This is a genomic window from Paenibacillus hexagrammi (assembly GCF_021513275.1).
GTDB classification, from domain to species: domain Bacteria; phylum Bacillota; class Bacilli; order Paenibacillales; family NBRC-103111; genus Paenibacillus_E; species Paenibacillus_E hexagrammi.
The window spans coordinates 469798-482534 of record NZ_CP090978.1 but is presented as its reverse complement, the minus strand read 5'-3'; the positions used below and the strand labels follow the sequence as shown (position 1 = coordinate 482534).

General features: G+C 49.7%; 16 protein-coding genes. 3 read left to right on the top strand and 13 right to left on the bottom strand.

The genetic code is table 11. The features are described from left to right. Positions 1 to 11: 11 nt before the first annotated feature. From L0M14_RS02190 to L0M14_RS02150, 10 genes are all read right to left on the bottom strand, one after another. Positions 12 to 449, bottom strand: a complete 438-nt coding sequence (locus L0M14_RS02190) for a phage tail protein (protein WP_235120465.1) — start codon at positions 447 to 449, stop codon at positions 12 to 14. A 9-nt stretch (positions 450 to 458) separates the two neighbouring features. Next, the gene (locus tag L0M14_RS31345) at positions 459 to 614 is read right to left on the bottom strand and encodes a DUF6760 family protein (protein WP_350340504.1); all 156 of its coding nucleotides are present in this window, start codon (positions 612 to 614) and stop codon (positions 459 to 461) included. A gap of 41 nt (positions 615 to 655) precedes the next feature. Next, positions 656 to 1033, bottom strand: coding sequence for a phage tail assembly protein (locus L0M14_RS02185; RefSeq protein ID WP_235120464.1), 378 nt, complete (start codon positions 1031 to 1033; stop codon positions 656 to 658). Positions 1034 to 1111: 78 nt separating this feature from the next. Continuing rightward, a complete protein-coding gene (locus tag L0M14_RS02180) occupies positions 1112 to 1546 on the bottom strand; it encodes a phage tail protein (RefSeq protein WP_235120463.1) in 435 nt (144 codons plus the stop codon). Between the two features lie 46 nt (positions 1547 to 1592). Next, positions 1593 to 3326, bottom strand: coding sequence for a phage tail sheath subtilisin-like domain-containing protein (locus L0M14_RS02175; protein WP_235120462.1), 1734 nt, complete (start codon positions 3324 to 3326; stop codon positions 1593 to 1595). A 127-nt stretch (positions 3327 to 3453) separates the two neighbouring features. Further along, entirely contained in the window at positions 3454 to 4257 is an 804-nt protein-coding gene (locus L0M14_RS02170; RefSeq protein WP_235120461.1) for a hypothetical protein, read from the bottom strand. 43 nt (positions 4258 to 4300) lie between these two features. Further along, the gene (locus L0M14_RS02165; protein ID WP_235120460.1) at positions 4301 to 4807 is read right to left on the bottom strand and encodes a Pvc16 family protein; all 507 of its coding nucleotides are present in this window, start codon (positions 4805 to 4807) and stop codon (positions 4301 to 4303) included. A 261-nt stretch (positions 4808 to 5068) separates the two neighbouring features. Further along, positions 5069 to 5677 carry an ATP-binding protein gene (locus L0M14_RS02160; protein WP_235120459.1) on the bottom strand — a complete coding sequence of 203 codons (609 nt, stop codon included), beginning with the start codon at positions 5675 to 5677 and terminating at the stop codon, positions 5069 to 5071. A 38-nt stretch (positions 5678 to 5715) separates the two neighbouring features. Then, the gene (locus tag L0M14_RS02155) at positions 5716 to 6411 is read right to left on the bottom strand and encodes an ATP-binding protein (protein ID WP_235120458.1); all 696 of its coding nucleotides are present in this window, start codon (positions 6409 to 6411) and stop codon (positions 5716 to 5718) included. 92 nt (positions 6412 to 6503) lie between these two features. Continuing rightward, on the bottom strand, positions 6504 to 7271 hold the full coding sequence (locus L0M14_RS02150; RefSeq protein ID WP_235120457.1) for a hypothetical protein: 768 nt from the start codon (positions 7269 to 7271) through the stop codon (positions 6504 to 6506). Positions 7272 to 7458: 187 nt separating this feature from the next. Here L0M14_RS02150 and L0M14_RS02145 point away from each other — a divergent pair, with 187 nt between their 5' ends. From L0M14_RS02145 to L0M14_RS02135, 3 genes are all read left to right on the top strand, one after another. Further along, positions 7459 to 8424 (top strand): diguanylate cyclase, encoded by a 966-nt coding sequence (locus L0M14_RS02145; RefSeq protein ID WP_235120456.1) that lies wholly within the window; start codon positions 7459 to 7461, stop codon positions 8422 to 8424. 94 nt (positions 8425 to 8518) lie between these two features. Next, a complete protein-coding gene (locus L0M14_RS02140) occupies positions 8519 to 8881 on the top strand; it encodes a response regulator (RefSeq protein WP_235120455.1) in 363 nt (120 codons plus the stop codon). A gap of 96 nt (positions 8882 to 8977) precedes the next feature. After that, positions 8978 to 9622, top strand: coding sequence for an SOS response-associated peptidase (locus tag L0M14_RS02135; RefSeq protein ID WP_235120454.1), 645 nt, complete (start codon positions 8978 to 8980; stop codon positions 9620 to 9622). A gap of 381 nt (positions 9623 to 10003) precedes the next feature. On the opposite strand, the gene L0M14_RS02130 is transcribed toward L0M14_RS02135, so the two are convergent. The 3 genes from L0M14_RS02130 to L0M14_RS02120 all read right to left on the bottom strand — a co-directional run bounded on the left by L0M14_RS02130 (position 10004) and on the right by L0M14_RS02120 (position 12737). Further along, positions 10004 to 10936: a sugar phosphate isomerase/epimerase family protein gene (locus tag L0M14_RS02130; protein WP_235120453.1), complete on the bottom strand. Its 933-nt coding sequence runs from the start codon at positions 10934 to 10936 to the stop codon at positions 10004 to 10006. Further along, positions 10908 to 11717 carry a phytanoyl-CoA dioxygenase family protein gene (locus L0M14_RS02125; RefSeq protein WP_235120452.1) on the bottom strand — a complete coding sequence of 270 codons (810 nt, stop codon included), beginning with the start codon at positions 11715 to 11717 and terminating at the stop codon, positions 10908 to 10910. Before L0M14_RS02125 ends, L0M14_RS02130 begins: the two co-directional genes overlap by 29 nt. A 165-nt stretch (positions 11718 to 11882) precedes the next feature. Beyond that, positions 11883 to 12737: a helix-turn-helix domain-containing protein gene (locus tag L0M14_RS02120; protein ID WP_235120451.1), complete on the bottom strand. Its 855-nt coding sequence runs from the start codon at positions 12735 to 12737 to the stop codon at positions 11883 to 11885.

Here is a 12737-nt window from a genome sequence, read left to right as displayed (position 1 = left end):
CCCCCTGCCGATTATTTTTTGAAAATCGTCTTAATCCCTTCATGCACAAGCTCCACCGATTCAATCGCCACTTGACCGCTGATTGCGTTCAGATCGGGGCCCTTCCATTTCACGGGAAATGCATTAAAAAAATTCCAACGGCACAGTTCCTGACCTGTTGCATTGTGCAGAATAACCGCACCGTTCTTACGTTTAATGCTGCCGCTTACCACGCCGTCATACCAATCCCACAGCTCGCTGGAGCCCGCTATGCCTCTCTTGAGCACCAGGTTCGGGAACTTCGTATGCTCGATCATGTAATGGGGGTGTGTATTCACTCCACCTTCCCAAAAGGGCTTCACTTCGGTCTCCGACTGTAATCCGCCAACTTCCGAAAAGCCTCCGACAATCAGTCCGTCAAGCTCCACGAGAAAGCGAAAACTGCTGCCTATTTGATGCGGTTTGCTCATACTTCTTTATCACCTCTTGCCAAACACATCAAACGGATTGTCCGGCTTTTTGCCGTCATCATTCAAATTGCGGTTGATGCGGGAGATTTCCTCGCACCACTTGCGGCGTTCCCGATGCTCCATTGACATGATTTCATCGTGTGACCAGTGGAAGTAGTAGGCGATAAAGCCCGCTTCCTCATAAATCTTATCAATGGGGTATCCGGTTATGCCCCCGCCATCTCGTCCAAAAAAGACACTTCCACGTCGAATTCATGCTCGCATTTCGGACAACTTGTGTGTACGGTCGGCACTTCCATTTCATTGATTTGCCGGTAGAAGTTTTGCAGGAAAGCGAGGTCCGCCGTAAACAGCTTCTCTACTACGCGAGTATCAATGGCCCGTAAATCGCCAAGCTTCGTAATCACTCTTGTAAGCAAAATGATCGTCAAATAGCCCGGATTCTGCTGAACACGTTGGTCTCTCATAGGCAAGATCTCATCTGCCGCAGTTGCAAGACGCATCACGCCTCTTTTATGAAGCGTACCGTTCTCGTCTACATATCCTCTTGGAAGTTCAAATTCGTATTCTGTTTTAAACGCCATGACGGTTCCTCCTTCATATGGAAAAAGAAGAGATAGGAGCTGAAGCGCTTAGGCTCCAGCACCTCTATCTACCCTTTCTTATTTCGTGCGTGTCATGCCTTCGTGGGCAAGCTCAAGATTTTCAATTGCGACTTCATTACCGGAGCCGTTGAAGTTTGGCGCCGTATATTTGGAAGGCCATGCTTCAATAACCTGCCATGTAGCCACGTCGCTGCCTTCTTCATTGATCGCGATAATGGTTACGGTTTTCCGTGAAATTTTACCTTGGATCGACTCCGCCATCCAGTTGTACATATCCATGGAATCCGTCACACCCCACTTGAGTGTGATGTTGCCATATTTGGCAAGTCCAGGAAGCTTGCGGGGCGTGATTGTTTCATTGCCCTCGCGATATTCGATTACCGATAAAGAAGCGTCAAATCCGGAAATCTCACTGAATCCGGCCTGCTGGATACCTTCAACTTCAATTCTGAATCTAAAATTGCGGTATGGATCTTTACGTTCGCCAGCCATATAATACCCCTTTCCACGTTATGAGAACGTACGCTTTCATCCCAAATTATTCTTCTCTTGTTTTCTGAGTAATGCGGAAGATGACGAATTCGGCAGGCTTCACAGGCGCTACGCCGATGACACATATCAATCGTCCGTTATCAATGTCATCCTGTGTCATCGTGCTTCGGCCAATGTTGATATAGAATGCCTCGGAAGGACTGCCTCCCATGAGGGCGCCATCTCTCCACACACGTGTCATGAATGCGTCAATGGTACGCTGCACACGAGCCCACAGCTGTTCGTCGTTCGGCTCGAATACGACCCAGTTCGTGCCATTCTTGATCGACTCTTCAAGGAAGATAAACAAACGGCGGACGTTGATATATTTCCACAAGCCGTTAGAGGAAGTCGTGCGCGCACCCCATACGCGGATGCCTTGTCCGGCGAAATGGCGGATCAAGTTCACGCCTTGCGGGTTCAAAATATCTTGTTCACCTTTGTTATATTGGCAATCCAGACCTACTGCTCCGCGAACGACTTCGTTCGCAGGCGCTTTATGTACACCGCGAGTCTGGTCGGAACGGGAATAGATACCGATTACGGAGCCTGAAGGCGGGATGTAGATATTGCGTTTATCCAGCGGATCAAACACCTGAAGCCATGGATTGTACATCGCTGCGTAGCTGCTGTCGAAAATATTGCGGTGTGTCATCACATCCGCCACTTTCGTCTTATCGCGTGGAATATCCAGCACCGCGAAGCGGCTGCCCAAGTTCTCACAATGAGCGACCAGAGACAGCTGAACGTTAGGGTCTGTTACGCCCGGAACGGCCATGATGCTGACCACATCGTTGTCGATAAACGACTGAATGCCCGTACGCTTACCAGGGCCACGGTCTACACCCATAAAGTCGCCTGCGGATAGATTCGCTACAGAGCCGTTGCTACCGCCGGAAAGTGCGACTTGGAACTTACCAGTGGTCTCTGCTTCGCCGGAAAGGACCTCAAAAGGAGACACAGCGCCGAAGTCTTTACCTTCGGAAATATCTTTAACCGTTACAATATTGGAACGAGCCATCATTTTTTCCACATGATTCGCTGCGGAAATGTTAAGGGACATCTTCTCGTAAGTCTCTGCTTCATCCCCGTAGAATACGTGCATGGTGAATTCACAGGTCGTAAGCACTTTGGCAGGCAGCAGATTGGCATCTACAACCTCTCCGTCCAGCTCGGAAGCCAGCTTAATAATATTGTCCTGCGAAGAGAGAACCTTGTTATACTGCTTCTCGCCGTCCGCTTCGAAAGCCACGACATCGCCAACGTTAAAGCCGGCATTATTTTTCACGCGGTATTGATTGCCTTCCAGAACTTCATAAATTTGCGTCTTGGCTTTGCTGGATGGAACAATAACAACGCGAATTTGATTACCCCAGGTGCCTGGGTTTTTGGAAGTAATGCGCAGTACGGAAGCTTCTTTATTGCCGCTGCTTTGATTGGTTGCCAGCTTGGCATCCGATGGAGCGACACGCATAACATAGCAGCGGGAGCCTCCATTTAAGTAAAAGTGCTCGACTGCATAAGACAGAAAACGGTAATCCCCGAACTCATTCTCCGACAAGTAGCTGCCGAATAAGCGATGGAAATCCGCTACGCTGGTTACCAGCTGAGGCACACCTTCAATTTCCCCTCTTTGCGCAAGCCCTATAAAACCGGCCGTACTTGTGCTTGCACCCTCCAGCGGTTGCGCACCGCTGTCAAACTCTTCCACATAGACCCCAGGTGATAAATACTCAGCCATTGTTCCCCGGTTCAGCCTGCATCTGTGTAGCTTCTAGATGTACTGCAGCAGACATGATACCAGTTCTCTCCTTTCTGCTTGTGATTTTGTATAGAAGATGGAGCTTGAACCCATCCGCTAAATAAAGTTATGTCAATACCTGTGTTCCCAAATTCGTAACAGCGCCTTCTGACACCATCACCTCCTTCAAGAGCCTGCGGGATTCCCCGCCTTCTCTTGCGATTGTTATGTTAACCCCGAAGGAGGAGTTCCTGCCGGTTCTAAATGGAAGAACCAACTCTCCGCGTTCTGTACTGCGGGTCTGAATGACCGGAAGCAGCACTGCTCCACGGCTGAAGCTGCCTTCTAACGGCTGCTGCAGCTGAAGGCGTTTCTGAAATTCCAGAACTTCCTTGATGCAGATCCATTCATCAGCTGCTTTCGCCCCTCGTCCCCGAAGAACGAAGCTGCTTCCTGCTGTTATCGCTCCGATTACCGAGCCAACCGTAAGGAGATCAGCGCCTTTCTCAACCTTCTCGGACATCAACCTGGCGCTTGCGCATTCTTCCGATTCTACAGTGGCAGTAACCCTAGCTCCTCGAATAGGAGAACCGTTCTGATCCTGAAGAATAGCTCGAATCAAGGTAGCGCCTTGCGAAAATGGATAGGATGGCAGCGGTTGTAAAGGAATGTGTTCGATCATGCGGACTAGGTTCGTGGATAGGGGAACTTGTATATCGAAATAGTGTTCAGCATTTACCCGCAGTATATAGTCGCCATGCGGAAGGTCGCTGAATATGTAGGATCCGTTCGATTTGTTAACTGCTTTGGTTCTTACGCCTTCGAGTTCGAGCGTTATCTTGCCAATAGGAGCTTGGCAGGTCCAGGCATCGAGCAGAGAAATGACAAGGGAAACTCGCGAGCTAAAGCGAATTTCGCGTTTAAGTTCCAACACGATTGCCTCCTGACATGTAAAGTTCGCAGCGAGATTCCTGCTAACCCTCTATACGAATATCGCGCTCCAATACCCGCTTCGTTGTTTTGATACGGGTTGAATCGATATACACGGGTCCGACCGTATAGCTCATCGACAGGCGGAACGGCGTATCGGCAAAATTCCACATATTCATCATACCGTCGCCGGAGATCGGAGCCATGACAACCCGCACTTCTTCTTCTTTCTCGGCAAGTGTACCTACCGTAAGGGAGCCTCTCAGAACCGAATTATCATACAGCACCTGCATCGCTCTACCTAGGATCCGGTGCTCATCTAGAGCGCGGGACTGGAGCTCAGCAGGCGACTGTGCCGTCAGCAAGTAATGCAGGTCGACAACCATCGGCGGGTATTGAATTTCATTTGTTCCTCTCGCTACCATCTGGGTCCGGCGGTTATCCCCGCTTTCTTTGATGGCATACAAAAAAAGAGACAGATAGAAATCCCCTTTATCGACCGGCGATGCAAGACCGATCATCTCCGGCTGCGGGATGGGGTCCGGGGTCATGTTTTCTCTGAGCAGCTTGATTAAGGAAGCGCTGACATCAGCAATTACCGAATAGTCGCCTATGGGAATTCACTCCTGACTCTTTATACCAATCTATGACTATCAAAAAAGGGAGGATTGTGTCAAATGATGTATCTTTTTCTTATTATAATAGGTATTCGCTCCGGTGACTACATGATTCTTTTCAGGAAGTTTTCCCAGTAAGACGCAGCGTTTAAAAAAGACAGGCACACCCTTACGGACCGCTACCTGTCTCCGATTTTATTCGTAATCTTCCCATTCAGATCTAGCGACAATTTTTCCTGATTTCTGCAATTCGTGTCGAATTGAGCTGATGATATGCTTCATTCGAATTTCTTCTCCTGATTCTGCAGCGAGGAAAGCAGAGGAGAGCACGACATTTTTAATATTACCTCCGGCAATTTCAAACCTTTGCGCCAGATAGGTAAAGTCCACTTCTTCACTGACAGGTGCAGCCGGAGGAAACATGGAGCGCCAGATTCGCTCGCGGTACTCGCTGTCAGGGAAGGGAAACTTAATGACATAATTGATCCGGCGCAGGAATGCCTCGTCGATATTATTGAGCAAATTCGTCGCTAGAACCGTGATTCCTTGGTACTCCTCCATTTTTTGCAGCAAATACGCCGTCTCAATGTTCGCATACTTGTCGTGCGAGTCCTTCACTTCGGACCGTTTGCCAAATAAAGCATCCGTCTCATCAAAGAACAGAACGGCATTGCTGAGCTGCGCCTCCTGGAAGATTTCATGCAGATTCTTCTCGGTTTCTCCGATGTATTTGCTGATAACCTGGGAAAGGTCGATCTTGTAAAGCTCCAGCTGAAGCTCTCCGGCTACGACTTGAGCGGACATCGTCTTTCCTGTACCTGGAGGACCCGCAAACAGCATACTTAGTCCTTTGCCGTAAGCGAGCTTCTTCTCAAAGCCCCACTGACTGTATACGACTCCGCGATATTTGACCTGATTGCAGGCGTTGCGAAGCTGGTCTTTCTGCTCCGGGGCAAAATGACATCGTCCCAGCCGTATCTGGGCTCGATCCGTGTCGCCTTCCGCTCCAGCCTGTGCTGCACCTGCTGATAGCAAGCTCGATAAAGGGCCGCCGTCTCGATGCGCACCGTTCCGGATGCCGGCTCCCTGCCGGCTCCACCCGTTTGGCGCTGCCATGCCGAGTAACCGCTCGACAGCGTTAGAGCCTGACGGATCTGCCCGGGGGTGAACCGGAACTTCCCGCTCATAACTGCCCAGTCTATGTCAGATTCAATCAATAGCTCTTCAGCATACTGCTTCCACATCATCATTCTCTCTGCTTCATCCGGAACCTTGAGCTCATACTCCAGGAGCAGACGGTCGCTCGGCTTCCAGCCGAGCTTTAGCGCACGATCCGCTAACAGGAACAATAACCCTCCATAGGCGTCCAGCTGCTCGAACCATTGCCCAATCCTCTGCCTCGCAGCCAGGTCCGGCTCCTCGGGAAACATGGCCTCTACATGCGAGAAGCACAGCACAGCTTGATGAAGGATCGCTTCCCTGATAATTCTGCGCAGGTAATCGGCAAAATTAGGGACATGCAGGAGCATCTCTTCCATATTGACAATCAGCACCGGTTTATGAAAGCTGCGGCATAAGTGGCGAACGTGGTGCTTCTTGCCTGCCCCGGTATTTCCCCACAGACTGAATGCTAGACGCTTACGCTGAGGCGCAGCCCCTCGTAATGCTGCCGAATAAATTGCTGAAGCTGCATTTGAAAATTCTCATGAATATGCAGCGGATCCAACGGGTCGTCGGGATACAGCATGTTGGCAGCAGGCTTCAAGGTCTCGTCCGGTTCACCGGTATCCAGCAAGAAGGCAGCGATCCGCTTGTCCAGGCATACCGACTTGGATAGCAGTGACCTTCCAGGCTGATCCAGCTCTTCCCGCTGCAGCACATATTTCGCCAATTTGCCATTTGGCAGCAAAAAAGATACGCGAGCGGCACGCATGGCCTCTGGAGTACGGCACGCCGTTTGAAGCGCGAGACTGACATTAGGCGCTTTGTTCGTAAGGTCGTCCTGCAGAAAGCCGATAATCCGTTCGTATTTCCGATCCAATTCGACCGCGAGCGCCAGCATCACGATCCGCTGCTCCGCCCGGGAAAGCCCGAATACGGAAGACAAATAGAGCAGCGGCAGCGACACGCCGCTGCTCTTGCCGCCAGCCTGCAGCCTGCGTTCAATCCGTTCCTCCAAGCGTTCTATCTCCTCAAGAAGCACCGCTTCCTCCTCGGCAGGCACTTCATCCTCCTCTTGGGCTCCGATGAGCCTCATGAATTCGTCCTCCGACACGAACATGCCGCGGAATGAATCCGTTTGCACGTCTGCGGTTTGAACCTGTCTGCGCAAATAAATCAGCTGAAGCCTTTTATCTAGAAGGCGGAGCTCCTCGTCATAATGCTCCCAAGCATGCATATACGGTTGAATAACAACCCCTCCTCAACGAAGAAAAATGTCGATTTATTTATATTATTGTCGAAAGTAAATAGTCCCTCTTGCCTAAGTGTCATTCCTTTCTTACAATAACGGTAACACGCATTCTAGCCGTTTTAACAACTTCATATCTATCAGTCCTTCACAGAAGGAAAGGAGCTCAACATCTTTGGAAGACCTCCCCGTCAATGACCATAATTGGAACAAGAAGCTCATTCGAATTTTTTGGTGGATTTTTTTCATCTATGAAGTCGCCGCTGCCTTCGGATTCATTGTTATTGCGTATCAAACACCGGATCAATGGCTGCATGGCTTGCTGCGCTTTCAGGTTCTCCCATCCTGTCTCCAGCTGCTGTTAATGGCTGCAGGCTACATCAGCCTCCATACACTGAAGCGTTATAGTGATTTTATCATGATCCTATGGGCAACGACTATGGTCACGATCTATATCCTGTGTATTCCCGAGTTGACGAACAAGTACGAACTAATGTGCATTCCTATCGTGTTATCCTCTATTTACTTTCAAAAAAAACATATCATTTTCGCCTATTCATCAAGTATTATTTATATGACGGCAATGATCGCATGGAATATGACTCAGGACATCTATCTGACTATGTTTGAAGCCATTATCTACGCAGCAATTGTAACGGCCACAGCCTTTGTGTGCTTTGCCATTATGGATAAAGGACATTACATTATTAATCAGCTTAAAGATTCGATTGTTCGAGAGCAGGAGCTGCTGGTTCGCAGCGTAATGGTCGACCGGATGTCGAAAATTGATGCTTTGACCGATCTATTTAACCATCGTTCATTTCAAGAGCATACCGACCATCTGATTTCCCATCTTTCCTCGGACACCTCCTTAGAGCTGGCCCTGATGGATATCGATAATTTTAAAAAAATAAACGATACCTACGGACACTGGATCGGAGACGAGGTTCTCAAAACGATCGGTTCCATTGTGAAGGAAACGCTTAGCGCGGACGATATGGCTTTTCGCTATGGAGGAGAAGAATTGGCTCCTTATAATCGAAGCATGTTAAAGAAGGCCTGGTTCCAGCATGTGGACGAATGCTTGTACTCCGCTAAGCGCTGTGGAAAAAATCGCATTCACTCACGGGTTTTCGATTAAATCTCCAGAGTATTTTTTTACCAATCCATACCCCTAACAAAATGGCGCCTCCCATCCGAATATTATAGTATCGGACAGGAGGTAGTCAGTCGCCATGAAGCCAACTATTTTAATTGTTGACGATGCAACAAGTCTTCGCGGAATGATCAAACAAATGTTAACAAGCCTGGGCTTTCATGTCCTGGAGGCTTCCAATGGGGCTGAAGCGATAGAATCCTATCAAACTTACAAGCCGGACCTCATCACCATGGACCTGTATATGCCCGAAATGAATGGGATGGATGCTCTAAAAAAGATCAAAGAATTTGATCCGTCTGCCAAGGTCGTGATGTGTTCCTCCTATGCCAATTCGACCACAATGATCGAAGCGATTCATGCGGGCGCAAAAGATTTTGTACTGAAGCCGTTTCGCGAAACGAGCCTATTGGAAACCATCAAGAAACAGCTTGCTTTGTAGCCCGTATCGAATAGGATGCGGGTTTTTCTTTTGGGTATACATGGTTTTGGCGGAAACAGGTAATAATAGCCAAAATCGAATAAGGTGGTCTTACCCATGTGCACTTCCATATCCATGCTTGCCGACATATCCCGGCTTAGCACCCAATTCCGTATCGATCGGCTTCTATCCTATAGCTCTAACCGCTATGAAATTTCACCTAGACAATCTCTGTCCGCTATTGTCTCGAACCGCAAGTCCGAGCGGCTACTCGATGAATTCAGATGGGGTCTGATGCCATTCTGGGCCCGGGAGGCTGTTTGCGGCGATAAAGAATCCATCTTTCGCAATATGGCTTTTGACCGATTGATCCGCAAGCAGCGCTGCGTTATTCCTTGCAGCGGGTTCTATATCAGCCAAACCGCAGGCAAGCAGACACAGTGGTTCCGCTTTAACATGCGCAGCGGCACCTTCGGCATCGCCGGACTTTATGATGTATGGCGCTCTCCCTCCGGCGAAGAGCTGCGTACCTGTATGATGCTGATGACCGAGGCAAACTCACTCATCTCGCCTCACCACCATTCCATGCCCGCTATCTTGGAGGAAGCCGACATCGATGCCTGGCTGCAGCCACCTGTGAAGGAGGCTGCTCCGCTAAAATCGCTGCTCCAGCCAATGGATGAGCTGCGCATGGTTCGAAGCTCCCTCGCCTCCGAGCAGGAGAAGCTGGAGCTTCAAACCGATATGGGTGCGTTGGCATAGAGCATAGAGCGAAGTGAGAATATCATCGTTCAGCTGTTCAAAAAGGGCTGCCCATGGCGGTCACTTTACAGCTATGAACTGAAGAAGCCCTTGGATCTCATGAACATCTTCAGTTTGTTGATAAAGCAAGGTCCATTACGAGCTTCAGCAGCTTTTCCTCCGAGTGCTGTTGACATTTTGTTATTCGATTGAACTTAGAACTTCTAAGGTGATAACAAAACTGTCAAAGGCACCCGCTACGCTTCTCCGAAAACTACTGAGCTCTTCACTTCCGCTTTATCAACAGTCTGAAGAAGCCCATGGATCCCAAGGGCTTCTGATTATTACTAAGGCTATTTCCATTACAAGTTCTTCACAAGCTTGAACAGCTTGTCTCCAAACCTAGGCCCGTTCCCATAAGGATCGGGCCATTCTTGCAAACAGAAGCGCTTGCGTCCAGCGGTCACTCGCCTCTCGCTGCACGCCGTCCGGGCTTCGTGTCGTAATCGCATAAGGCGGCGGACCCAGCTCGCAAACAAACGGCAGCACATCGCCTTCCTGTGCCGATTGGCGCCAGCTGCGCATTCCTCCAAGCCACCAGTGTTGAAAATGCTTCAAGATAGGCAGTTCAGCTTCATAGTCGAACTCGATATCAGCAGCAGCCGCTTCACCTCCGGTGAAGCTAGGCACCGGCACCTCTACCTGCACTTGCTCCCCGTTCGATATGCGAGCATGCATGCTCTTCGTTCGGGGCAGCAGCTTCTGAAGAAGCTCATCTGCCTCCTCCGACACGGTCCGCATTTCACCGGCAACGACATAATGGGAGAAGTCGATGGTTAGCATCAGGTCAGGCAGTACCTGAACATACTCCACTGTGCGAAGCAAATCCTGCGTAATCGTGCCGCGATGTGTTTCAATATATGCCGGGATGCCGGCAGACCGGGACAACTCCATCATCTCGGCAAGCAGCCGAACCGCCTCTTCCCCGACCAGAAATGGCTTCATCACCTGAACGTTAACAAAGTCGGCTTTGCCAAATAATTTTGCTTTGTGAAGGAATGCATCTAGCTCTTCCGCTGTTTTCGGATACGCATTTACGCTGTAAGAAAGGTGATAGGTCTCCAGAAGCCGAAGCCACTCTTCCGCCTCTTCCCCTTCAGGCAGCATGCCGTTAATGCCGTCGTAACCCGCTTCAGCAATGCGCCGCACCTTCTCCTCCATGCTCCATTCGGCACCGGCGCCATTATGGGCTCCCAGTCCGTTCATCCCCCACCAGGACATCAGTACTTCGAGCCGCGGCTCACGCTTAGTGGACATAAGGGGTATCGTACTCAACGCCGCATGGACCTCCATTCGGATTGGTTTCTAGCTCCACCGCTGTGCCGTCCGCACGAAACAGAGGTCGATAATGTGTAGCAATTCGCATAGCCGAGCTGTTCGCATAATGACAAATGAACGAGCGGCGGAAGCGGTCTTTTGTCTTATTTCGGTAAGAGCCGTGAATCAAATTCCCATTGAAAAAGAGCACATCGCCCCGTTCCATCACTACGGGTATCGCCTTCTGATCTTTCGGCGGCTTCACGTAATGCGTGGTGAATGACTCCTTGGCATCGGACAGGTCGGGACATACAATCTCATACGTGCTTGTCTTGGGCACAACCAGCAGCCCGCCGTTCTCCTCATCCGCCGGATCGATCGCCGTCCATGCAGCAATGCAGTTTCCCGGCTCGACCTTTAAATAGAAGTTATCCTGATGCAGCGCCTGCCCACGCGCACCCGGAGGCTTATAATAGAACATGCTTTGCGCCGCCAGTGCTTCTTCCCCATACAAATCGGCGAGTACATCCAAAACAGGTTGATGGAGCATATATCGTTTGGCTGTTTCATGAAACCGATGCGGATGCATGACCCGCGGATAACGCTTCAGAGGATCGCTCGCTTCCTGCAGCAGGTCCGGCTCGAAATACCCCGGAATCACCTGATGGCTGATATCCTCAAAGGTACTATCGATTTCCGCCAGCTGCTCCGCCGTAAACAATCCTTTGACAATCAAATAACCTTCGGTTTCAAACTGCTGTTTTTGCTCCTCCGTTAACACCCGAGTCTTATATTCCATAGTATGATCCTCCTTTTTCTGCTAAAGACGATATTTGAATATCGTCATTATACAGCTGAAATACAGCCGAGATGAAGGTGGGATCTTGCTAACTAACCGTACGATCCTGCTATTTCAACGCAGGGACCCTGCTTTCTTTTATCCGTAAGATACACGACCCTGATCTCATGATCGTCCTCTCTCGGACGGTTCAAGCTTCATCTTGCGGTATTGGGATGGCGTTTGACCATAAGCCTTCTGAAACACTCTCGTGAAATGGTCAGTGCCTTCGAAACCGACATCATTTGCGATTTCCGAGATTTGCCTTGTTGTGCAAGCCAAGAGCTCCGCTGCCTTTTCAGCGCGAATCTTGTGCAGTACATTCAGAATGGACTCCCCGACTTGTTCTTTAAACAAGTGGGACAGCCTGGATGGAGACAAACAGCATCGTTTGGCAAGCTCAGGGATTCGAACGGATTCCCGGTATTCGTGCTGCAAATACGTTAATGCTTCAGCAACTCGGGAATCCATGGTCTCTTCGAGATTTGCAGGCGAAGCCGAGCATAGATGAAGGAGTCCCTCCTCAAGGGCTAGCATCGCCAGTCTTGTGTGAATCGTAGAACTGCTTTGGCTGCTGTAGCGATTCATACGCTCCCATGCCTGAACCACAGCAGTCCTCAATTCCAAATCTGTTAAAGACATTTTTATAAATCCATCTACGAATTGCGGTAAACGAAGCCAGGACAGCCATAGCGGGTCCGGAATAAAATGCACCCACCCAAATTCCCAATTGTCGTGGCTAGTACCATAGTGATGGGGTAAGCCCGGCAGCAGTATGGCAACGTCACCTTCCCGACATGCGATACGTTCTCCTTCCACTTGAACGATCCCCTCGCCCGCCACTGTATACATCAACAACCAGTCCATGGTGCCCGACGGCCGCTTAACTGAATAATTCTTGTCTCGTGAGTAGTATCCCGATATTAAAATTCCGTAAGGCTTATATTCTGATATAGCATAATCAATCGGTTTGTTAGGCAT

Bases quoted from the DNA above. Each gene is read 5' to 3' on its own strand.
- L0M14_RS02140 (WP_235120455.1), top strand. From the start codon at position 8,519: ATGAAGCCAACTATTTTAATTGTTGACGATGCAACAAGTCTTCGCGGA.
- L0M14_RS02160 (WP_235120459.1), bottom strand. From the start codon at position 5,677: ATGTCCGCTCAAGTCGTAGCCGGAGAGCTTCAGCTGGAGCTTTACAAG.
- L0M14_RS02175 (WP_235120462.1), bottom strand. From the start codon at position 3,326: ATGGCTGAGTATTTATCACCTGGGGTCTATGTGGAAGAGTTTGACAGC.
- L0M14_RS02120 (WP_235120451.1), bottom strand. From the start codon at position 12,737: ATGCCTAACAAACCGATTGATTATGCTATATCAGAATATAAGCCTTAC.
- L0M14_RS02190 (WP_235120465.1), bottom strand. From the start codon at position 449: ATGAGCAAACCGCATCAAATAGGCAGCAGTTTTCGCTTTCTCGTGGAG.
- L0M14_RS02185 (WP_235120464.1), bottom strand. From the start codon at position 1,033: ATGGCGTTTAAAACAGAATACGAATTTGAACTTCCAAGAGGATATGTA.
- L0M14_RS02150 (WP_235120457.1), bottom strand. From the start codon at position 7,271: ATGCATGCTTGGGAGCATTATGACGAGGAGCTCCGCCTTCTAGATAAA.
- L0M14_RS02125 (WP_235120452.1), bottom strand. From the start codon at position 11,717: ATGGAATATAAGACTCGGGTGTTAACGGAGGAGCAAAAACAGCAGTTT.
- L0M14_RS02165 (WP_235120460.1), bottom strand. From the start codon at position 4,807: ATGACCCCGGACCCCATCCCGCAGCCGGAGATGATCGGTCTTGCATCG.
- L0M14_RS02155 (WP_235120458.1), bottom strand. From the start codon at position 6,411: ATGGAAGAGATGCTCCTGCATGTCCCTAATTTTGCCGATTACCTGCGC.
- L0M14_RS02135 (WP_235120454.1), top strand. From the start codon at position 8,978: ATGTGCACTTCCATATCCATGCTTGCCGACATATCCCGGCTTAGCACC.
- L0M14_RS02180 (WP_235120463.1), bottom strand. From the start codon at position 1,546: ATGGCTGGCGAACGTAAAGATCCATACCGCAATTTTAGATTCAGAATT.